Annotated in this window: 21 protein-coding genes; 8 read left to right on the top strand and 13 right to left on the bottom strand. The window is 67.8% G+C overall.

Annotated features, from left to right (window positions below; all coding sequences use genetic code 11):
* Positions 1-22: 22 nt before the first annotated feature.
* From ACYVGY_RS05525 to ACYVGY_RS05510, 4 genes are all read left to right on the top strand, one after another.
* Positions 23-1285, top strand: a complete 1263-nt coding sequence (locus ACYVGY_RS05525; RefSeq protein WP_460456470.1) for a formimidoylglutamate deiminase — start codon at positions 23-25, stop codon at positions 1283-1285.
* 100 nt (positions 1286-1385) lie between these two features.
* Complete coding sequence (locus ACYVGY_RS05520) at positions 1386-1760, top strand: hypothetical protein (RefSeq protein WP_460456469.1); 375 nt, start codon at positions 1386-1388, stop codon at positions 1758-1760.
* 53 nt (positions 1761-1813) lie between these two features.
* Positions 1814-3505, top strand: coding sequence for a urocanate hydratase (gene hutU, locus ACYVGY_RS05515; RefSeq protein WP_460456468.1), 1692 nt, complete (start codon positions 1814-1816; stop codon positions 3503-3505).
* Positions 3505-3879, top strand: a complete 375-nt coding sequence (locus ACYVGY_RS05510) for a VOC family protein (RefSeq protein WP_460456467.1) — start codon at positions 3505-3507, stop codon at positions 3877-3879. The genes hutU and ACYVGY_RS05510 overlap by 1 nt, the downstream gene beginning before the upstream one ends.
* Positions 3880-3902: 23 nt before the next feature.
* Here the strand turns inward: ACYVGY_RS05510 and ACYVGY_RS05505 are convergent, their stop codons facing one another.
* Positions 3903-4121 carry an RNA-binding S4 domain-containing protein gene (locus tag ACYVGY_RS05505; RefSeq protein ID WP_460456466.1) on the bottom strand — a complete coding sequence of 73 codons (219 nt, stop codon included), beginning with the start codon at positions 4119-4121 and terminating at the stop codon, positions 3903-3905.
* A 499-nt stretch (positions 4122-4620) separates the two neighbouring features.
* Here ACYVGY_RS05505 and ACYVGY_RS05500 point away from each other — a divergent pair, with 499 nt between their 5' ends.
* Entirely contained in the window at positions 4621-5646 is a 1026-nt protein-coding gene (locus ACYVGY_RS05500; protein WP_460456465.1) for a fatty acid desaturase, read from the top strand.
* Here ACYVGY_RS05500 and ACYVGY_RS05495 read toward each other — a convergent pair whose 3' ends face one another.
* The 3 genes from ACYVGY_RS05495 to ACYVGY_RS05485 form a co-directional block, all read right to left on the bottom strand.
* The gene (locus ACYVGY_RS05495) at positions 5647-6939 is read right to left on the bottom strand and encodes an NTP/NDP exchange transporter (RefSeq protein WP_460456464.1); all 1293 of its coding nucleotides are present in this window, start codon (positions 6937-6939) and stop codon (positions 5647-5649) included. It abuts the gene before it with no gap.
* The gene (locus ACYVGY_RS05490) at positions 6939-7856 is read right to left on the bottom strand and encodes an aldo/keto reductase (protein WP_460456463.1); all 918 of its coding nucleotides are present in this window, start codon (positions 7854-7856) and stop codon (positions 6939-6941) included. Before ACYVGY_RS05490 ends, ACYVGY_RS05495 begins: the two co-directional genes overlap by 1 nt.
* Positions 7857-7947: 91 nt before the next feature.
* Entirely contained in the window at positions 7948-9459 is a 1512-nt protein-coding gene (locus tag ACYVGY_RS05485; protein WP_460456462.1) for an esterase/lipase family protein, read from the bottom strand.
* Between the two features lie 72 nt (positions 9460-9531).
* On the opposite strand from ACYVGY_RS05485, the gene ACYVGY_RS05480 reads away from it, so the two are divergent.
* Together ACYVGY_RS05480 and ACYVGY_RS05475 are read left to right on the top strand one after the other, a co-directional pair.
* The gene (locus ACYVGY_RS05480; RefSeq protein WP_460456461.1) at positions 9532-10749 is read left to right on the top strand and encodes an HD-GYP domain-containing protein; all 1218 of its coding nucleotides are present in this window, start codon (positions 9532-9534) and stop codon (positions 10747-10749) included.
* Positions 10746-12002, top strand: coding sequence for a putative bifunctional diguanylate cyclase/phosphodiesterase (locus ACYVGY_RS05475; RefSeq protein WP_460456460.1), 1257 nt, complete (start codon positions 10746-10748; stop codon positions 12000-12002). The genes ACYVGY_RS05480 and ACYVGY_RS05475 overlap by 4 nt, the downstream gene beginning before the upstream one ends.
* Positions 12003-12008: 6 nt before the next feature.
* On the opposite strand, the gene ACYVGY_RS05470 is transcribed toward ACYVGY_RS05475, so the two are convergent.
* Complete coding sequence (locus ACYVGY_RS05470; protein ID WP_460456459.1) at positions 12009-12599, bottom strand: response regulator; 591 nt, start codon at positions 12597-12599, stop codon at positions 12009-12011.
* A gap of 133 nt (positions 12600-12732) precedes the next feature.
* On the opposite strand from ACYVGY_RS05470, the gene ACYVGY_RS05465 reads away from it, so the two are divergent.
* Positions 12733-13278, top strand: a complete 546-nt coding sequence (locus tag ACYVGY_RS05465; protein ID WP_460456458.1) for a YaeQ family protein — start codon at positions 12733-12735, stop codon at positions 13276-13278.
* Here the strand turns inward: ACYVGY_RS05465 and ACYVGY_RS05460 are convergent.
* The 8 genes from ACYVGY_RS05460 to ygiD all read right to left on the bottom strand — a co-directional run bounded on the left by ACYVGY_RS05460 (position 13275) and on the right by ygiD (position 19048).
* On the bottom strand, positions 13275-14201 hold the full coding sequence (locus ACYVGY_RS05460) for a DMT family transporter (protein ID WP_460456457.1): 927 nt from the start codon (positions 14199-14201) through the stop codon (positions 13275-13277). The two genes, ACYVGY_RS05465 and ACYVGY_RS05460, sit on opposite strands and share 4 nt — an antisense overlap.
* Positions 14198-14449, bottom strand: coding sequence for a GIY-YIG nuclease family protein (locus tag ACYVGY_RS05455; protein ID WP_460456456.1), 252 nt, complete (start codon positions 14447-14449; stop codon positions 14198-14200). Before ACYVGY_RS05455 ends, ACYVGY_RS05460 begins: the two co-directional genes overlap by 4 nt.
* A gap of 1 nt (position 14450) precedes the next feature.
* On the bottom strand, positions 14451-14744 hold the full coding sequence (locus tag ACYVGY_RS05450; protein WP_460456455.1) for a YkgJ family cysteine cluster protein: 294 nt from the start codon (positions 14742-14744) through the stop codon (positions 14451-14453).
* Positions 14745-14801: 57 nt separating this feature from the next.
* Entirely contained in the window at positions 14802-15722 is a 921-nt protein-coding gene (locus ACYVGY_RS05445; RefSeq protein ID WP_460456454.1) for a peptidylprolyl isomerase, read from the bottom strand.
* A 61-nt stretch (positions 15723-15783) separates the two neighbouring features.
* Positions 15784-16761 (bottom strand): serine/threonine protein kinase, encoded by a 978-nt coding sequence (locus ACYVGY_RS05440; RefSeq protein WP_460456453.1) that lies wholly within the window; start codon positions 16759-16761, stop codon positions 15784-15786.
* Positions 16762-16799: 38 nt separating this feature from the next.
* Entirely contained in the window at positions 16800-17393 is a 594-nt protein-coding gene (locus ACYVGY_RS05435) for a class I SAM-dependent methyltransferase (RefSeq protein ID WP_460456452.1), read from the bottom strand.
* On the bottom strand, positions 17390-18256 hold the full coding sequence (locus ACYVGY_RS05430) for a bile acid:sodium symporter family protein (protein WP_460456451.1): 867 nt from the start codon (positions 18254-18256) through the stop codon (positions 17390-17392). Before ACYVGY_RS05430 ends, ACYVGY_RS05435 begins: the two co-directional genes overlap by 4 nt.
* A gap of 3 nt (positions 18257-18259) precedes the next feature.
* On the bottom strand, positions 18260-19048 hold the full coding sequence (ygiD, locus tag ACYVGY_RS05425; protein ID WP_460456450.1) for a 4,5-DOPA-extradiol-dioxygenase: 789 nt from the start codon (positions 19046-19048) through the stop codon (positions 18260-18262).
* Positions 19049-19057: the final 9 nt, after the last annotated feature.

Raw genomic sequence — 19057 nt, 5'->3', positions numbered from 1 at the left:
GCTGCATGCGAAACTCGCCGGCATGCCCGCCGTCCACGCTCCGAGTTTTCCAAACGCTGCCGGCCCTGACGGCCACTGGCGGCTGCCTGGCCTGCCCAACCTGCACTCGCATGCCTTCCAGCGCGCGATGGCCGGCTTGGCCGAGCGCCAGAGCGACCCCCAGGACAGCTTCTGGACCTGGCGCGAGCTGATGTACCGTTTCGCTGGCGGCGTGGATCCGGAGTCGCAGTACGCGATCGCGTCGCAGCTGTACGCCGAAATGCTCGAAGCGGGCTATACCAGCGTCTGCGAGTTCCACTACCTGCACCACGCGCCTGACGGCCGGCCTTACGCCGATCCGTCGGCGATGTCGCGGTCACTGATCGCCGCGGCTGCCGACACCGGCATCCGGCTGACGCTGCTGCCGGTGCTGTACATGAGCGGCGGCTTCGACGGCAGGCCCTTGGGCGAGCGGCAGCGTCGCTTCGGTCATTCCCTCGACGCCTACCTGGCCTTGCTGCAGTCGCTGCGCGCGCTGGAGTCGGCGACGCTGAAAGTAGGCGTGGCGTTCCACAGTCTGCGCGCGGTGCCGGCGCCGGCGCTGGCGGCCGTACTCGACGCGGTGGGCGATGCGCCGATGCCGCTGCATATCCATATCGCCGAGCAGCTGGGCGAGGTGCAGGACTGTCTCGCCCTGCGCGGCGCCCGGCCGGTGGAATGGCTGCTGGCCAACGTGCCGGTGGATGCGCGCTGGACCCTGGTGCACGCCACCCATCTCGAGCCGGCGGAAGTGCAGGGCATCGTCCGCAGCGGCGCCACGGTGGCGATCTGCCCGACCACCGAGGCCAATCTCGGCGACGGCCTGTTTCCGCTGCGCGACTTCCTGCAGGCGGGCGGGCACTGGGGCATTGGTTCGGATTCGCACGTCTCGGTGTCGCCGGTGGAGGAATTGCGCTGGCTCGAGTACGGCCAACGCCTCACCACACGGCGCAGGAACATCGCCGTCAGCGCCGACCAGCCCAGCGCCGGCGCACTGCTGTACACCCAGGCCCTTGCCGGCGGGCTGCGCGCCTGCGGGCAAGGCCCCGACGCCGCGGCCGACACGGTAGTGCTCGACGGATCGTCTCCGGCCCTGGCCGGCGCGCGGGCCACCGACCTGCTGGACCGCTTTGTCTTCGCCGGAAACCGGCCGATGGTGCGCGAAACCCACGTCGCCGGACAGCGCCTGGTTGCGGACGGCCGGCATCGTGACCGCGAGGCGATCGCGGCGCGCTACCGCAAGACCTTGGCGGCGCTGCTGGCCTAGCCTCACCACCAAGCTGAACGCCTCGGGTCAGCTGCCAGCCAGCTTTCCCGCCGGGGCAGGTCTAGACTGGACGCATACCCAGCCGGACCCGGAGATCATCATGAAGCGCACCGTCCTGAGCCTGCTGATAGCCTTGGCCGCGTTTTCGGTCCATGCCCGTGCACCTGCCGAAGCGCCGGCGCCCCGGGGCGCATTGGACGTCGTAGCGCCCGCCGACAGCCTCGACACAAAGGCTGTCGCGCCGGTCGCCGATGCCGAGGCCGAAGTCGATACCGCCAAAGAGGCCGAGGCGCTCGCTGACAAGAAAAGCGAGCGCAACTGCGTCCGGGAGACGGGCACGCGCATCAAGTACCGCGACCGCCACGGCTGCAACGGTCAGTTCGGCGAGAGCTACACCGGCGACGAGCTGCGCAGCACCGGTGCCACCAACGTAGGCGATGCCCTGCGTATGCTGAGCCCGCGCATAGGCAACTGAGTCCCCAGGCGCGCTGGAACCTATAATCGAGGCCTGCCTTCCCGGAGCCGCCGATGTCTACGTCCCCTCGCCACGATGCCTCCCGCCGGATCCGCGCCCCGCGCGGCAGCCAGCTCAATTGCCGAAGCTGGCTGACCGAAGCCGCTTACCGGATGCTGCAGAACAATCTCGACCCCGACGTCGCCGAGGATCCGGCCGGCCTCGTGGTCTACGGCGGCATCGGCCGCGCGGCCCGTGATTGGGACTGCTACGACCGCATCCTCGAAACCCTGCGCACCCTCGGCGACGACGAGACCTTGCTGGTGCAAAGCGGCAAGCCGGTCGGCGTATTCCCCAGCCATCCCGATGCCCCGCGGGTCCTGATCGCCAACTCCAACCTGGTGCCGCACTGGGCGACCTGGGAACACTTCAACGAGCTCGATGCCAAGGGCCTGATGATGTACGGCCAGATGACGGCCGGCAGCTGGATCTACATCGGCTCGCAGGGCATCGTCCAGGGCACCTATGAAACCTTCGTCGAGATGGGCCGCCAGCACTACGGCGGGAGCCTCGCCGGCCGCTGGATCCTCACCGCCGGACTGGGCGGCATGGGCGGCGCGCAGCCGCTGGCGGCGTCGCTGGCCGGCGCCTGCTCGCTCAACATCGAGTGCCAGCAAAGCCGCATCGACATGCGCCTGCGTACCCGTTACGTGGACGAGCAGGCCAGCGACCTCGACGATGCCCTGGCGCGCCTGGAGAAGTACTGCGCCGCCGGCGAGGCCAAGTCGATCGCGCTGCTGGGCAACGCCGCCGAGGTCCTGCCCGAACTGATCCGGCGCGGTGCCCGCCCCGATGCCGTCACCGACCAGACCAGCGCCCATGACCCCCTGCACGGCTACCTGCCGGCCGGCTGGACTCTGGAAGAATGGTGGAGCGAGCAGAAGAACAACCCGCAGCGCGTGATTGATGCCGCCAAGCATTCCATGCGGACCCACGTCGAGGCGATGCTCAACTTCGAGGACATGGGCATCCCCACCTTCGACTACGGCAACAACATCCGCCAGATGGCCAAGGACGTGGGCTGCGTGGATGCCTTCGACTTCCCGGGCTTCGTGCCGGCCTATGTGCGCCCGCTGTTCTGCCGCGGCGTCGGGCCGTTCCGCTGGGTCGCGCTCAGCGGCGATCCGGAGGACATCTACAAGACCGATGCCAAGGTGAAAGAGCTGATCCCGGATGACCCGCACCTGCACCGCTGGCTGGACATGGCGCGCGAGCGCATTGATTTCCAGGGCTTGCCGGCGCGCATCTGCTGGGTCGGCTTGGGCGATCGCCATCGGCTGGCGCTGGCGTTCAACGAGATGGTGCGCACGGGTGAAGTCAGTGCGCCGATCGTGATCGGCCGCGACCATCTGGATTCGGGTTCGGTCGCCAGTCCCAACCGCGAAACCGAAGCCATGCTTGACGGCTCCGACGCGGTCTCCGACTGGCCGCTGCTCAACGCGATGCTCAATGTCGCCGGCGGCGCGACCTGGGTCTCGCTGCATCACGGCGGCGGCGTCGGCATGGGCTACAGCCAGCACAGCGGCGTGGTGATCGTGGCCGACGGCAGCGAAGCCGCTGACCGGCGCTTGGCGCGCGTGCTCTGGAACGACCCCGGCACCGGCGTGATGCGCCACGCCGACGCCGGCTACGAGATCGCCAAGGCCTGTGCCCGCGAGCAGGGCCTGAAGCTCCCCATGCTCGGATCAAACTCAGGAGCATCCTGATGATCGGCTACGTCACCCTCGGCACCAACGACCTTCCCCGCGCGGTGGCTTTTTATGACGGCCTTGTCGGCGGCATGGGCGGCCAGCGGTTCATGGAAACCGACAGCTATATTGCCTGGGCCACCGATCCCCAGGCCGCGGGCCTGAGCCTCACCAAACCTTTCGACGGGCAGCCGGCCACGGTGGGTAATGGCGTCATGGTCGCTTTAGAAGCGTCGAACCCGGCGGAGGTTGACCGGCTGCATGCGCTGGCGCTGTCGCTGGGCGCCACCGACGAGGGCGCGCCAGGCCTGCGCGACGGTGGTTTTTACTGCGGTTATTTCCGCGACCCGGACGGCAACAAGCTCAATTTCTTCTGCTTCGTCGGGGACTGAGTCCGGCGCGTCGTCGCCCCGGCTCAGCCGGGAATAACGTGGATCTCGATGTCGTCCAGGCGCACGACCTGGCCGGCGCGGATCTTGGCGGTCTTGCGCAGTTCCTGAACCTCGTCTACCGAGACTTCGCCGGTGGCGACGATCTGTTTGCCCATGCCGCCGCTGTCGCAGACGCCGGCCAGCTTGAGCAGCTGGTTGAGTTCGACGAATTCACGTTCCAGGACGAAATCGATGCGTGGCATGGCGGGTCGGTGCGGGGGAGGCTGCCTAGTGTCATGGAAAAAAGGCGTTGCCGCACTGAAAACAGCGGCTGTCCCATGAAGAGGCAAAAAAACGGCAGGGCCGCCTGTCCCGAAAACAGTCGATTGCCCTGCCCAAGGTCGTCAACGCCAGGGGGCGGTTGAACGTAAAACCACCGGCACGAATCGACGAGGAGATGTCGTGCCGGCCGTGTCCACGACACTGGACCACCGACCCGGGGTCGCCGACAAGGGAGGGTAGGCAAAGTCCCGGGGGTTGGCAGGCCTGACCTGCGCAAACTTACTAACATCACCTGATTTACCCCTTGTTTATAAAGGAGAAGATCCCCAACTAGCAGTAAATCAGGACAACATTCGCCTAGCTATGCTTACTACGTCTGATTTCACTGACATCGGGGGTCTGGGTGCGCGGCGCAAGCAAGCGCTTGAATTTGCCGAACGGCCTCGCGAGCCACACAATGCGCCGTCACTAGGAGTACCGATGAGCAACCCTGCTGAAGCGTCGCCCCCGTCCGTCAACCTGCGCCAGCTGTGCGCGCAGTTTGCCAAGCCCCATCTGGGCAAGGCCGTCTGGCAATTGATCAACACCCTGCCCTTGTTCGCCGTGATCTGGGCGCTGATGGCCTGGAGCATCCACGCGCAGTGGCATTACGCCTTGACGCTGCTGCTGGCCCTGCCGGCGGCTGGCTTGTACGTGCGCACCTTCATCATCCAGCACGACTGTGGCCACGGCAGCTTTTTCGCCAGCGCGCGGGCCAACAACATCGTCGGCGGCATGCTGGGCCTGATTACGCTGTTCCCGTACGGCTACTGGAAGAAGACCCATGCGGTCCACCACGGCACCTCGGGCAACCTCGACCGGCGCGAAATGGGCGACATCGAAACTCTGACGGTCGCCGAGTACAGCGCGCTGCCCGCGTTCAAGCGTTTTTGCTATCGCTTCTACCGCAGCACCCCGGTGCTGCTGGGCATCGGTCCCGCCTACCAGTTCGTGATCAAGCATCGCTTCCCGTTCGACCTTCCTTTCTCGTGGAAGAAGGAATGGGCCAGCGTGCTGGTCAACAACTTGATGCTGCTGGTGGTGGGCGGCCTGATGGGCTGGGTGATTGGCTGGAAGACGGTGCTGATGGTGCACCTGCCCATCGTGCTGATTGCCGGCGCGCTTGGCGTGTGGCTGTTCTATGTGCAGCACACCTTCGAGAAGGCGTACTGGAAGCGGGGCAGCGAGTGGGACTCGAACGAGGCCGCCATCCACGGCAGCTCCTACTTCGACCTGCCGCGGGTGCTGCATTGGTTCACCGGCAACATCGGTTACCACCACATCCATCACCTGGCCAGTCGCATCCCCAACTACCGCCTGCGCGAGGCCTTCATGTCGCATCCGCTGCTGCAGGCGGGTCCGCGCGTGACGCTGTGGACGAGCCTGCAGTCGGCGCGTCTGAAGCTCTGGGACGAAGAGCTGAACCGGATGGTTGGATTCCCGAAGCGCCGGCGCGCCAGCGCCTGATCAGTCGCCGGGCGGCGCCAGCCGCCGCTGCGCACGCGCCAGCGAAAAGCCGGTGAACGCCCAGGCCACTGCCAGGGCGGCACCGGCCACCGCGACTACCGCCGGGTTGGATGCGATCGCATCAATGCCCGTTTTGACCCAGCCGCTGACGGCGTCGGCACCGCGATAGACCGCGGTGTCGATGACGTTCTTGGCCTTGTACTTGGCCTCGGGCGCGACCACGGTGAACAGCATCTCGCGGCCGGGCCGGGCCAGCGCGTACTCGCCGGCGCGGCGGGTGACCATCACGATCGCGAACACCGCGAAGGTCGGCGCCAGCGCCAGCCACAGGAAGCCGAACGCCATCACTACCGGCACCGCCATCAACAGCACGACCAGGCCCAGGCGCTGGACGATGCGGCCGGTCAGGAACACCTGGGTCAGGATGGCCAGGCCCTGGACGATGGCATCGAGCAGGCCGAACACCCGGGTCTGGTCCACGCGGTCCGGAAAGTGCAGGGCGACCAGGCGCGCCTGTTCGAAGTAGAGGAAGGTGGTGACGCCGGCCAGCAGCACCACGAACAGGGCGATGCCCATCAGATAGGGCGAGCGCAGTACGGTGGAGATGCCTGCGAAAGGGTTGCCGCCCAGGGGCAATCTTGGCGCCGCTTTTTCGCCCGGCGCGATGGGCTGGCGTTCGCGCCAGCGCTGCAGCCTCTGCGCGCAGACGGCGGAGCCGAGCAGGCAGGCGGTGGCGAACACCATCAGTCCGGCCTGTCCGATCCAGCCGACCAGGGTGATGCCCAGCAGCGGCCCGGCCAGCCCGCCGGCGCTGGCGCCTGCGGCCATCAGTGCGAACAGGCGTTTGGCCTGGGTGATCGCGAACACATCGGCCAATACGCTCCAGGCCACCGAGATCGCCAGCAGATTGAACACCGACAGCCAGATGTAGAACGCGCGCGCCAGCCAGGGGTTGTCCGGCCAGGTGGCGATGGCCGCGGCGAAGCCGAGCAGGTTGCTAGCGAAGAAGGCATACGTCCAGGGCAGGATGCGTCGGCGCGGCGCCAGCGTGGCGATGGAGCCGAACAGCGGTATCGCCAGCAGGGTCGCGATGAAGGTGCCGGTGAAGAGCCACTGCAGGTTGTCCACGCCCCCGGCAATACCCATGGTTTCGCGCACCGGCCGCAGCATGAAATAGCCGGTGAACAGCAGGAAGAACATGGCAATGCCGGCGATAACCGCCGGTGCCTCACCCTGCTCGAGGTTGAGCAGCCGGGACAGCGAATGCGGCCGCCGTTCCGGTTGCGGTGCCATCAGCGGAACATCGCCACGAGTTCAGCCTGCTGCGCGGCGCTGAGCAAGGCGCCGGTGCCGCCTTTGAGGTTGTCGTCCTGGCGGTCGGGCTTGCCGGTCGCCGGGATCACCACGGTCACCGCGGGATGGCTGATCGCGAACTTCAGGAACATCTGCGCCCACGAGCTGACGCCCGCCTCGGCAGCCCAGCCCGGCAGCGCCTTGCCGGCGACGCGCGAGAACAGCCGGCCATCGTCGAAGGCCCGGTTGATCATCACCGCGGTGCCGCTGTCGCGCGCCACCGGCAGCACGCGCTTGGCGGCATTGGCTGCGCTGACCGAATAGTTGATCTGCACGAAATCGGGTTTCTCGGCGGCGACGATGTCGGCGAGCGCCTCGTGCTGGTCGTCGCGGAAGTGCGTCAGGCCGACGTACTTCACCTTACCCTGCGCCTTGAGCTCGCGCGCCAGCGCCAGCTGCGTCTTCCAGTCGCGCAGGTTGTGTACACACAGCAGCTCGAAACGATCGGTGCGCAGGCGGCGCAGTGAGTCGGCGAACTGGGCTTCACCGGCCGCGCGGTCGTCGGCGGCGAGCTTGGTCGCCAGCCAGATCCGGTCGCGAAGCGCGAGCTCGGCCATCAGGTCGCCCAGCACGTCCTCGGCGTTGGAGTAGTTAGGGGAGGTGTCGATGACCGACGCGCCACCGGCGACGAAGCGGCGCAGAACTTCCTTGAGCGGCTCGCGGCCGGCTATGTCCACCTCGAAGCTGCCCGAGGTGCCCATGCCGATTACCGGAATCATCTCGCCGGTGGCTGGGATGGCGCGTCGCATGAGAGGCAGGGCCGATCCCTGGGATTCGGCCAGGGCCGGGAAGGGGCGCAGCGCAGCGACGGCGGCGAGGGCTGCGGCGGCGGTGAGGAAGGATCGACGATTGGTCACGGCGGGCCTCGTGGTCTGCGTGGTCAACGAGCCTGCCTCAGCTGGCGTGAACTTTTCGTTCGCCCTCCCTGGCGAGCGGTCGGCGCTGGCCTCAGATCGGGCTGCCGGGTGGGTCGTCCCGGAACTTGCGTGGCGCCAGCTGTCGGGTGAAGCGGAACACGCCCTCGCGCACCACTCGCGTCAGCCTCAGGTCGATGATCGTGGTCTCATTTGGCCGCACCAGGTCGAGCAAGCCGGCGGTGTCTGCGCCGAGCTCGGCCAGCCAGTGCTCGACCAGCTGATCGTCCTGGCGCGGCAGCACCCGCAGCCCGTAGGGCGGCCTCGGAATCAGCGCAGGCCGAAGCAGCTGAGCGCCATCCCGGATTTCGGGGCAGCCGGCTAGGGCGGCGTGGTTGAGGAAGAAGCACAGGTTGCCGGGCGCGCGCCGGTTGCCCTGGCGGTCGGTCAGGAAGCCTTCTGGCAGCTGGTTCGGGTCGGCCGAGGGCCCGGCGGTGATCAGCAGGTTCATCTCGGGCACGCGCGAACCGCTGTCATCGAGCAGGCGGAACAGCACCATGGTGTGCGGGTCGTGCACGTAGCGACGGTCGGGCAGCACCGGTATCTTTTCGATCTCGACGCGTCGGTCGAGCGCCTGGTGGCGATCGTTCTCCCGATCGAAGGCATCGCACAGCGCGGTGTAGCCGTTGGCGTCGCGCACCGCCAGGCAGCGCAGTATCGCGTCCACCGTGGGATGCGGCCCGCCGTCGGCACCGACGCTGCCCATGATCCCCATCCGCTCGCCGCTGTGGGACACGCCCGGCACGATCTTGAAGGCGGTCCTTGGTGCGCGATGGACCGAGGCCTTGGCCAGCGAACGCAGGCGCTTGCGGGCGCTGGGCAGGGATTCGCCGGCGTGCAAGGCCGGCTGCGCCAGCACCAGGTGACTGGCGTTCAGGTTGGCGGCGGCCAGGCGCACCACGCCGTCGCTGCCGGTCTCGCCGGTGTAGGCGTTGACGTGGTCGTAGAGCTTGCGGTCAATGCTGTCGCCGCTGAGCACGAAGCTGAAGATCGGCTTGGGCCGTGCCGGCAGGTCCAGGGTGGGGTAGTCGTGGATCCAGCGTAGGTTGAGCGCCACCGACTCCGGGCTGGCCAACTCCAGCCAGTCCAGCACGCCCTGGCCGGGCTCGACGCCGCCGAACCAGGCCTTCATGGCCCCGAGCCGGCTCTTGCCAAGCTGGGCCAGGGCGGAGCCGAAGTTCGCCGGCGCCAGCATGAGCAGATGGCTCATCGGGCAGGCGTCCAAGCGCCCGGTCTGGACGTGGAAGCGGTCCAGCCATTCCCGAACCACCGGCCCGCCCGTGCTGTGGGTGATGCAGATGAATCGGCGCCCCGGCCCGGCCTCCGCCAGGATCGGCGCCAGCGCGGCATCGAAGGCGCGCGCGATGTCGTCGATTCTTACCTCGTTACGAAAACTAACGTACTGGCCCAGATGGACGTGGGCGATGTCGATGCCAGGGCCGCCATCGCGCGCCGCCTCGCGCTTGAGGCGGGCCGGAAGGCCACCGTAGGTCCCGGTGCTGGTAACACTCCAGCCGTGGACGAAGACGAGCAGGGGCTTAGGCATGTCAGGAGGGGTGGCGGGTGGCTGCCGTCATGCTAGCTTAGCCGGGCAAGACCGGTCACAGGGGCGGTATCGATGGCGTTGGAAGAGCGACAGATCCTGGTCGGTCTCTTGGAAAAAGGAATGTTCGTCAGTCGCCTTGACCGGGACTGGGTCGGCACGCCTTTTCCGTTCCAGGGTTTCCACGTCGCCACCGACAAGGATATCGAGCTGCTCGCGGAGTATTGCAGCAGCGTATTCATTGACGTCATCAAAAGCAGCGTGCCGGCCCGCCGCCTGCAGATCCTGTCGCGCAGTAGCACCACTTTTCCGCCGCGCACGCACGAGTACCGCAACAGCGTAGAACTGCAGGACGAAATGCCGCGTGCGCGCGAGGCCCACACCCAGGCGCGCAAGCTCGCCGAACGGCTCGAGGCCGACGTGCGGAGCAGTCGACGCTTGATCGCCGGCGATATCCAGGACGCCATTGAACCGATGGTGGAAAGCCTGATTCGCAACGTGGACGCCTTTTTCTGGCTGATGGCGCTGTTGAGTCGCGACGACTACGCCTACAGCCATGCCGTGCACTGCAGTGCGCTGGCGGCTGCTTTCGGCCGCCATCTTGCGCTGCCGCGAGAGACCTTGTCCGACCTGGCGACGGGCGGCATGCTGCTCGATATCGGCAAGGCTTCGCTGCCTGAAGAGTCTTTCAAGCATCCGGGGCCACTGTCGCCTGAAGCGAGGGCGCTGATGCGTGGTCACGTGGCGGAGGGTCTGAAGGTCTTCGACGAATCCGGACTCAAAGGCGCATGGGCACGCGACATTCTCGCCGGCCATCACGAGCGGCATGACGGCAGCGGCTACCCGAACAGCCTCAAGGGCGACCAGATTCCGCTGGCTGCGCGCATGGGCGGCATCATCGACAGCTATGACGCGATCTGCAGCGACCGGCCGCATGCCAAGGGCACGTCTCGCCACGCCGCCCTGCAGACGATCTACCGCGCCGGCGAGACGCTTTATCAGGGCGAGGTGGTCGAACAGTTCCTGCAGTGCCTGTGCGTTTATCCCACGGGCTCGCTGGTGGAGCTGAGCTCGGGCGAAGTCGGCATCGTCCTGGCGCAAAACCAGGCGCGCCGCCTGCGTCCGCGGGTCATGCTGTTGCTCGACGCCGACAAGCGCAGCTATTCGCCTTACCGCGACATTGATCTGATGGCGGTCGAGCACCAGGCCGGTGGCCGTACCGCCGTTCGCATCGTGGCCTCGCTCGAGCCGGGTGCGCATGGCCTCGATCCGTCCGCGCTATTCCTGGCATGAATGCGCCCCTCGCACTGCAGGGTGCCGAGCTGCTGGCCTACCTGCAGCCGCATGTCCGCGACAGCCTGCGCAAAGGCGAGCCGTTGGCGCTGCTGCGCATGAGCCTGATCGGCGCCCGCGCGGTAGCCATCCAGCATGGCGCGGTCATCGCGGAATCGCTGGCGCGCAAGATGCAGGTTCAGGCTCAGGCTGCGCTGCGTCCGGGCGATGAGGTCATCGCGCTGGGAGCCCACGAGTTCGCGGTGCTTCTGCCCCGCGTCAACGACGGCAACCACGCGTTGTTGGCGGCGACGCGTCTGCTGCGCCAGTTCGAGCAGGCGATGGACGTCGACGGCCGGATGTTGCTGACGACGGTGGCGGTCGGGGTGGCGGTAACCCCTGAGCACGGAGACGATGCCGACTCGCTGTGCCGAAGCGCCGAGGCGGCGCTGCTTCTGGCCGAGTCTTCAGCCGACCGGATGTCGCTGGCCCCGCCGCGTGAGGCGACCCCCTTGATCACCCCCGCCGACCTGCGCGAGGCCATCCAGGCCGGACAGCTGGAAGTTCACTTTCAACCGATCTGGGATCTGCGCGCGGCACGCATCACCGGCGCCGAGTCGCTGGCGCGCTGGACCCATCCGCGCCTGGGGCCGATCAGCCCGGCTCAATTCGTGGCGCTGGCTGAATCGAGCGGACTGATCGCCGAGTTCACGCGCTGGAGCGTCAACGCCAGCCTGCAGCATTGCGTAGATGCGCGGAAGGCGGGCTTGCGGCTGCCGGTTTCGGTCAACCTCTCCGCCGTTGCGTTCGCCGAGCGCGGCTTGGTTGAACACCTGCTCGATGCATTGAAACTATGGGGCGTGCCGCCGCGCGATCTGGTGATCGAAGTCACCGAGACGGCCATCATCGCCGACCTCGACAAGGGCGCACACATCCTGAACCGGCTTTCGGACGCGGGCGTGCGGGTGTCCATCGACGACTTCGGCGTTGGCAACTCCTCGTTCGCCTACCTGCGCGAATTCCCGGCTACCGAGCTCAAGATCGACCGGTCCTTCATCACCGGCATGATCCAGAAGCCACGCTCGATGCAGCTGGCCAAGGCCATGATCGACTTCGCCCATCACCTGGGAATGCAAGTTGTCGCCGAGGGCGTCGAGGACAAAGAGACCCTGGGCACGCTGGCCGAACTCGACTGCGACTACGCCCAGGGCTACGTGCTGGGCCACGCCAAGCCGGCGGCGCAGTTCGTCGCGGCCATGCTCGCCGCGCGCTGAATCCGGTCAGGGGCTACTGGGCTCGCCGTCCGGTTCGACGGCCTGGGGCTGCGTCGGCAGCCGGCGCGGCACGCCCTGGGCATCGACGAGGCGCTCGATGCGGGCGAATACCTCGGCGCGCGCGAATGGCTTCTTCATGAAGTCGTCGGCGCCGATGCGATGCACGTAGAACTGCTCGGTGGCCTGCTCGTTGCCGCTGATCATGATCACGGGGATGTCGCGCGTGGCGGGATCGCGCCGCAGCTGGCGCAGCGCGGCAAAACCATCCATGCCCGGCAGCACGATGTCCAGGAAGATCAGCTCTGGTGTTTGCGTTCGCGCCTGTTCCAGCCCGGTCTCGGCGTCCACCGCCTCAATCACGCTGTAGTCGTTCTGGCGCAGCATCCGGCCCAGCAGCGCGACGATGGTCGGCGAATCGTCCACGACCAGCATGCGGGTGCCAGGTCGGGCGTTGAGACGTGGCTTGCCGCGCCGCTCGGCGCCGTTCGGGCCGGCTTCGGCAGCTGACAGTTCAAGCTCGGGCGCGCGAACGGCCTTCGGGCTGACCGGGCGTGTGTCCCAGCCAAACATCAGCTTGATCTTGTCGTAGATGGACACCTGGCGCTCCCCAACGCGGAATAGGCGCTAGTGTCCCCTCGGCGCCGCTCGCTGGCAATCACGGCGGCCGCCGGCTAGACATCGGCGCGCGCAACGCGCACCCTGCCGGCCCAACGATGCCCCAAGGATGCCCATGGCTCCGAAATCGACCGTCTACAAGGCCCGCCTGCAGGTCAGCGACATGGACCGGCACTACTACGCCGCCCATGAGCTGGTGCTGGCCCAGCATCCTTCCGAGACCGAGGAGCGGCTGATGCTGCGGCTGCTGGCCTTCGCCCTGTTCGCCGACGAGCGGCTGGAGTTTGGCCGCGGCCTGAGCACGGACGACGAGCCGGACCTGTGGCGCAAGGACCTTACCGGCCAGGTGGAACAGTGGATCGAGCTCGGGCAGCCGGATGACTCGCGGGTGCGCAAGGCCTGCGGTCGCGCCGGCGAGGTGGTGGTGCTGAGCTACGGCGGCCGCGGCGCCGACCTGTGGTGGGAGAAGAACGAGGCCGCCCTGGCCCGCTGCCGCAACCTCACCGTGCTGGACGTGTCGCCCGATGACGCCAAGGCGCTGGCCGGGCTGCTCAAGCGCGGCATGGACCTGCAGGCCATGATCCAGGACGGCGTGCTGCAGCTGGTGGACGGCGAGCAGACGCTGGAAATTTCGCCGCGACTGCGGCGAGGTCCGGCTTAATCGATCGTCTTGGATTCCGCCGTGCCCAGCGGCATTGGGTCGGCGCGGTGTGGTGCCCGCCGTAGCAGCAGCGGATGCGCGAAAACGCCCGCCAGGATGACTGCGACGCCGGCGTAGAACATCCCGCCCAGCTCGTGCTGCTCGCCTAGCAGCACGATCGCCAGCACGATCGCGTACACCGGCTCCAGGTTTACCGCCAGCTGCGCCGAGAAGGCGCTCAGGTGGCGCAGGGCCACCAACGACAGCGCGAACGGCAGCAGGGTGCAGACGATGGCAAGCACCAGCAGCAGCACCGTGTCCTGCAGGCCCGGCAGCACCAGGGGCGAGCCGAACCAGGGCAGCAGCGGCGTCGCCAGCGCCAGGCACAGTCCGCCGGCACCGAGTTCGACGAAAGTGACGGTGAGCGGATCGCCGCGTTCGACGTGGCGCTTGTTCAGCGCGCCGAAGAAGGCCACCAGCAGTGCCGAGATCGTGCCCACCACGATGCCCAGATACATCTCGGCCGGCACGCCGCCGACCACCAACGCGACCCCCGGCACCACCGCCACGCCCAGCAGCAGTTCACGCGGCTGGAAACGCTGGCCGGTGATCCAGGGCTCGACCAGCGGTACGAACACCGTGGCCAGGGCGATGCAGGTCACCGCCACCGAGGCATTGGCCAACTTGATGGCGCCGTAGAAGGTCAGCCAGTGCAGCGCCACCAGGAAACCGATGCCGGCGTAGATGCCCAGCTGGCGCGCGGGCATGGCCTTCAGCCCGCGCCAGACTCGCGGCACCAACAGCAGTGCGGCCGCCACCATGCCCATGCGCCAAACCACCAAGGCCATGGCCGGCAGCGTGATGGCCTTTCCCAGGATCGCCGTGAAGCCCCACAGCAGAACGCAGAAGTGGATCTGCCACTGCGCCTTGGCGACCGGCGTCATGCGGGGACGCCGACGGCCAGGGCGCGCTTGGCGTCAGCCGTCAGCCGCTTGATGGCGTACTCCGCCTTGAGCGCGCTGGAGCGGTCGGGGTGTTCGAAGCGTGCCAGCAGCCGCTGCGGCGGATGCGAACGGGTGTAGCGCGCCCCCTTGCCGGCGGCGTGCGCGGCATAGCGTTTTTCCACGTCCACGGCGATGCCGGTATAGACGCTGCCGTCCTGGCATTCGATCAGGTACACGAACCAGGCCATGTCAGCGCAGGCTCAGCGCGATTCGGCGCCAGTCGTCGCGGACCTCGGCACAGTCACCGCCGCCCATTTCGAACTCCCGGCAGACGAAAGGACGTTGCGCGTAGATGCCGCAGCACATCCGTTCGCGGTCGAGCGCGACGCACCAGCCGTCGTCGGCCTTGGCCATGATCAGATAGCCTTCGGCGTCCTCATCGAGGTAGTGCTCCGGCGGATCGTCGCCCGGCAGCACGCGCACCGGCAGCTGGCAGCAGCAGGCCTGGCAGTCGCTGCATTGAAGAGAGGGGTCGATGTCCACCGCGGCATTGTCCCATGCCGGCGCTTTCCAGGGACCCCCGGCAAGGGGCTCAGCGGCTTAGTTGGCGGCGGGCGCTTCGCGCACCGGCACCGGCACATTGCACAGGTCGATATGGCCGGCCGGGTGCACGTACCAGTCGTCGCGGCGGTTGCGGCGCGACTCCACCAGGTCGGCGAAGGCGGCGGTGTCGGTCCGGAAAACCTCCAGTCGGGTGCGCTCGGCTTCCGGCACCTCGGAGGCGAGCCGGATGGCGCGGATCGGCGCGCGCTGGCCAGCCTGCTCGTAGAAGCCCAGCGGGCCCGTGCCGCGCGGCAGCACACTCAGGCGCTCCATGCCCAGCAGGACGCGACCGACCGTGGTGATGTTGCGGTCCAACTGCCGCGGCGACTGCCCGGTGACCACGTAAAGCTCGCTGCCAACGCTACTGTCGGCCGCCGCTGCGCGGCCGGCGCCGACCGTGCCGTAGCAGTGCGCCAGCCAGGCGAGTCCGGCGTCGGGGTCACGCGCTGCGGGGAATCCCTGGACGAAGCCCACTTGCGGCGCCCAGCCATCGGTATCGGCCAGCGGGGTGAAAGCCAGGCCGTCGGCGGGACGGACGAATTCCGCCGGAAGCTTGGGCTTGGCCTGCCCCAGGGGCCTGGCCTGGGTCGGGTCCTCGCCGTTGGCGTCGCCCCACTGCACCACGAAATTGTCCTGCGAGCGATTGATGCTCAGGCCGTTGAAATAGCCGGCGGCCACCAGCGTGCGGATGTTGGCGGCATGCGCGGGCGCGAACATCGGCGCGAGTTCGATCACGACGCGGCCCGAGTCGAGCTCCAGATAAAGCGTCTGCTCCGGATCAGGACTGCGCCAGTCGGCCGCGGTCGAGGCTTCGAGCACGTCCTGCATGGTCAGCGCCTTCTTGGGCGGGCTGGTGGCGTAGGCGCTGCCCAGCGGCAGGGCGAGGGCGAGGGTGAGCAGGGCGGGGCGCAGGGTCATGGCGGTGGCTTCCGTTGCGTGGTCTTGGCGGGCAGGGTAGCGCGACCCGCCCGCGCGCGCTTCAGTCCGGATCCGGCGGGGCTTCCTGCAGGGCGGCGAGCTGTTCCTGCATTTGCGTGATCACCGACTCCCAGTGCCTTGGCGCCTCGAACCAGGGGAAGGCCACCGGGAAGGCCGGGTCGTGCCAGCGCCTTGCGATCCAGGCGTTGTAGTGCAGCAGGCGCAGGGTGCGCAGCGGCTCGATCAGGTGCAGTTCGCGGCGGTCGAAGCGACGGAATTGTTCGTAGCCCTCGAGCAGCCAGCGCAGCGGCGTATTGCTGTCCTCGCGGCGGCCCGCGAGCATCCACAGGTCCTGGACCGCCGGGCCGGACAGGCAGTCGTCGAGGTCCACGAAGTGCGCCTGTTCGTCGCGCCACAGAATATTTCCGGGATGGCAATCGCCGTGCAGACGCAGCGTATGCACGTCACCGGCCCGCTCCCAGCAGTCGTCCATGGCGTCGAGCAGCGCATCGGCCAGGGTGGCGAAGTTGTCCTCGAGATCCGCCGGCAGCCAGCCGTGCTCGAGCAGGAAGTCCACCGGCGCCACGCCGTGGCTTTCAATGCTGATTTCACCCCGGTGTGCGAAGCGGGCGCCGTCGCCGACCGCGTGCATGCGACCGAGCACGCGTCCCAGGTGGGTCAGTACCGCGCGATCGCCCAGCTCCGGCGCGTGGCCACCGCGCAGGGGGAACAGCGCGAAACGATGGCCTTCGAAAGGATGCAGGGTGTGGCCCTGGTGCGAGAGCGGCGCCACCACCGAAAGATCCGCCGCCACCAGCTCGGCCGAAAAGGCGTGCTCCTCGCCGATGGCATCGTCGGTCCAGCGACCTGGACGATAGAACTTGGCGACCACCGGCGGCCCGCCCTCGATGCCTATCCGATAGACGCGGTTCTCGTAGCTGTTGAGGCCCAGTACGCGCCCGTCGCTTTCCAGGCCCAGTGACTCGATGGCGTCGAGAATGCGGTCGGGTCCGAGGTCGGCGTAGGGCGTGTCGTCCATCCGGGCAGGTTACCCGGCGGGGTGCCCGCGCGTCCGGTTTATCGCGGCAGTTCCAGCGCGGTGGCGGCGGCTGCCAGGTTTTCGCTGAGGTAGGTATGCGAACCCACGGCGGTGAAACCGGCGCGGGCGAAGGCGCGGCGGTACCAGGTCGCCGGCCGGCGCCGCATGTCCTGCAGGTCGCCGATGATGTCGTCGCCTTCTGCGAAGACCTCGAGGAAGGCGACGCCGTCGCATAGTCGCGCGAACTCCGCCAGGCCGCGCTTGAGCTCGTCGTCCGGCAGGTAGTGCATCACGTCCGAACACACCAGCAGGTCTGCGGGCCGCCTGGGCGGCAATGCCTCGAGGTCACCGAAGGGCAGCCAGTGCAGGTTGCGGCGCACGCCGTGGCGGGCGATGGCGTACTCGCTGGCGTCCAGGCCCATGTAGTGCAGCTTGGGCCGCAGCGCCAGCAGCGGCGCGCGCCAGGCGCCTTCGCCGCAGCCAACATCCAGCACCGAGCGGATCGGCCGCCCCAGGTGGTACTCCGCCAGCGCCACGGCCAGGGCCACCTTGCGCGTCAGCGCCGCCTTGCCGCCCAAGTCGCGCTGCCGGTACCAGGTGTCGAAGTAGCGCTGGTCGTAGATCTTGCTCATGTCGCGCGCTTGCGCCGGTGAAGCAGCCAGGCGGCGAACACCGCGGCGGTGAGATACATGCTCAGCGAGTAGATCGCCGGCGCGATCGCGGCCTGCGTGCGGGCCAGCACTTCGATGGCGATGAAGATGGCGAGGGTACCGTTGTGGATGCCGATTTCAAAACTGATCGCGATCGCCTGCGGCTCAGCCAGTCGCGCGCCCTTGGCGGCGAAGTAGCCCGACAGCAGGCTGATCAGGTTGAAGCTGATGCAGGCCAGGCCAACCACCGGCGCGAAGGCGCGCACGGTGTCCCATTCCGAGTAGAACGCGAGCGCGACCAGCAGGCCCAACAGCAGGGACGAGAGCATGCGCACCGGCTTCTCGGCGGCATCGGCCAGCCTCGGATACCAGGCGCGCAGCGCCATGCCCAGCGTGACCGGGGTGATCACCAGCACGGCCACTTCCAGCACCTTGCCGACCGGTGGCGGCACGCTGGCCTCGGCGCCCAGGAACCAGGAAAGGGCGAGCGCCGTCCACAGCGGCAGGGTCAGCAGCGCCAGCAGGCTATTGATCGCGGTCAGGCTGATGTTGAGCGCGACGTCGCCACGCGCGAGGTGGCTGAATAAATTGGCGGTGACGCCGCCCGGCGATGCCGCCAGCAGCACCAGGCCCAGCGCAAGCTCGCCGGGTAGTCGGAACGCCAGGCACAGCGCAATGGCCACCGGCGGCAGCAGCAGCGACTGCACCGCCAGCGCCACGGTGACCGCGCGCGGCATCGCCAGCACGCGCCGGAAATCTGCCAGCGTCAGATGCAGGCCCAGCCCGGCCATGACCACGGCCAGCGCGATCGGCAGGAAAACCACCAGCAACAAGTTGTCAGCCATGCCTCAGGCGCCGACCAGGACCGAACGCATCGATATCGAACTGTTGACCGTTTCGTTGAAGAACTCGACGGCGTCGTCTTCGCGCTGCAGCGCCAGCACGTACAGCAGCGGGAGATAATGCTCGGGCGTAGGGATTGCCAGCAGTGCATCCGGGCCCAGCGTTTCGTAGCCCAGCATGCCCTCGTGGTGGCCCTCGGCGATGCGCTCGGCGATGTCCTCGTCGAAGCGTTCGGCCCAGTCGTAGGCTTCTTCCTGATTCTGGCGCCAAAGGCGCAGGTTGTGGACGATATTGCCGCTGCCCACCACCAACACACCTTCGTCACGCAGTGGCGCCAGCTGCTTGGCGAGGTCGTAGTGCCAGGCGCCGGGCTGCAGGCTCGACAGGCTCAGCTGCACTACCGGGATGTCGGCTGCGGGATACATCGCCTGCAGGACGCCCCAGGCGCCGTGGTCGAGTCCGCGATGGCTGTCGAGGTGCACCCGCGGTTGGGTGATCAGGTCGGCGACGCGATGCGCCAGCGCTGGGCTGCCCGGGGCCGGGTAGCGCACGTCGAAGAGCGCGCGCGGAAACCCGTGGAAATCGTGGATGGTGTCGGGCTTCTCGGCAGAGCCGACGTACACGCCCTGGGTCTCCCAATGCGCCGAGATACACAGGATGGCTTCGGGCCGCGGAAGGCGCTGCCCCAATGCCTGCCAGCTTCGTCGCCAGGCCTTGTCCTCGATGGCGTTCATGGGCGAGCCGTGACCGAGGAAGACCACGGGCATCGGGCCGGACAGGGACGCAGCGCTCATTGGAACCGA

This window comes from Arenimonas alkanexedens, from assembly GCF_054781355.1.
The sequence above is the reverse complement of the archived record's forward strand: the minus strand, read 5'-3'. Positions and strand labels throughout refer to the sequence as shown.

What these genes read in the sequence shown, in the direction of transcription:
- ACYVGY_RS05525 (WP_460456470.1), top strand. Translation starts at nt 23, where the DNA reads ATGCCCGCCGTCCACGCTCCGAGTTTTCCAAACGCTGCCGGCCCTGAC.
- ACYVGY_RS05520 (WP_460456469.1), top strand. Translation starts at nt 1,386, where the DNA reads ATGAAGCGCACCGTCCTGAGCCTGCTGATAGCCTTGGCCGCGTTTTCG.
- hutU (WP_460456468.1), top strand. Translation starts at nt 1,814, where the DNA reads ATGTCTACGTCCCCTCGCCACGATGCCTCCCGCCGGATCCGCGCCCCG.
- ACYVGY_RS05510 (WP_460456467.1), top strand. Translation starts at nt 3,505, where the DNA reads ATGATCGGCTACGTCACCCTCGGCACCAACGACCTTCCCCGCGCGGTG.
- ACYVGY_RS05505 (WP_460456466.1), bottom strand. Translation starts at nt 4,121, where the DNA reads ATGCCACGCATCGATTTCGTCCTGGAACGTGAATTCGTCGAACTCAAC.
- ACYVGY_RS05500 (WP_460456465.1), top strand. Translation starts at nt 4,621, where the DNA reads ATGAGCAACCCTGCTGAAGCGTCGCCCCCGTCCGTCAACCTGCGCCAG.
- ACYVGY_RS05495 (WP_460456464.1), bottom strand. Translation starts at nt 6,939, where the DNA reads ATGGCACCGCAACCGGAACGGCGGCCGCATTCGCTGTCCCGGCTGCTC.
- ACYVGY_RS05485 (WP_460456462.1), bottom strand. Translation starts at nt 9,459, where the DNA reads ATGCCTAAGCCCCTGCTCGTCTTCGTCCACGGCTGGAGTGTTACCAGC.
- ACYVGY_RS05480 (WP_460456461.1), top strand. Translation starts at nt 9,532, where the DNA reads ATGGCGTTGGAAGAGCGACAGATCCTGGTCGGTCTCTTGGAAAAAGGA.
- ACYVGY_RS05475 (WP_460456460.1), top strand. Translation starts at nt 10,746, where the DNA reads ATGAATGCGCCCCTCGCACTGCAGGGTGCCGAGCTGCTGGCCTACCTG.
- ACYVGY_RS05465 (WP_460456458.1), top strand. Translation starts at nt 12,733, where the DNA reads ATGGCTCCGAAATCGACCGTCTACAAGGCCCGCCTGCAGGTCAGCGAC.
- ACYVGY_RS05460 (WP_460456457.1), bottom strand. Translation starts at nt 14,201, where the DNA reads ATGACGCCGGTCGCCAAGGCGCAGTGGCAGATCCACTTCTGCGTTCTG.
- ACYVGY_RS05455 (WP_460456456.1), bottom strand. Translation starts at nt 14,449, where the DNA reads ATGGCCTGGTTCGTGTACCTGATCGAATGCCAGGACGGCAGCGTCTAT.
- ACYVGY_RS05445 (WP_460456454.1), bottom strand. Translation starts at nt 15,722, where the DNA reads ATGACCCTGCGCCCCGCCCTGCTCACCCTCGCCCTCGCCCTGCCGCTG.
- ACYVGY_RS05440 (WP_460456453.1), bottom strand. Translation starts at nt 16,761, where the DNA reads ATGGACGACACGCCCTACGCCGACCTCGGACCCGACCGCATTCTCGAC.
- ACYVGY_RS05435 (WP_460456452.1), bottom strand. Translation starts at nt 17,393, where the DNA reads ATGAGCAAGATCTACGACCAGCGCTACTTCGACACCTGGTACCGGCAG.
- ACYVGY_RS05430 (WP_460456451.1), bottom strand. Translation starts at nt 18,256, where the DNA reads ATGGCTGACAACTTGTTGCTGGTGGTTTTCCTGCCGATCGCGCTGGCC.
- ygiD (WP_460456450.1), bottom strand. Translation starts at nt 19,048, where the DNA reads ATGAGCGCTGCGTCCCTGTCCGGCCCGATGCCCGTGGTCTTCCTCGGT.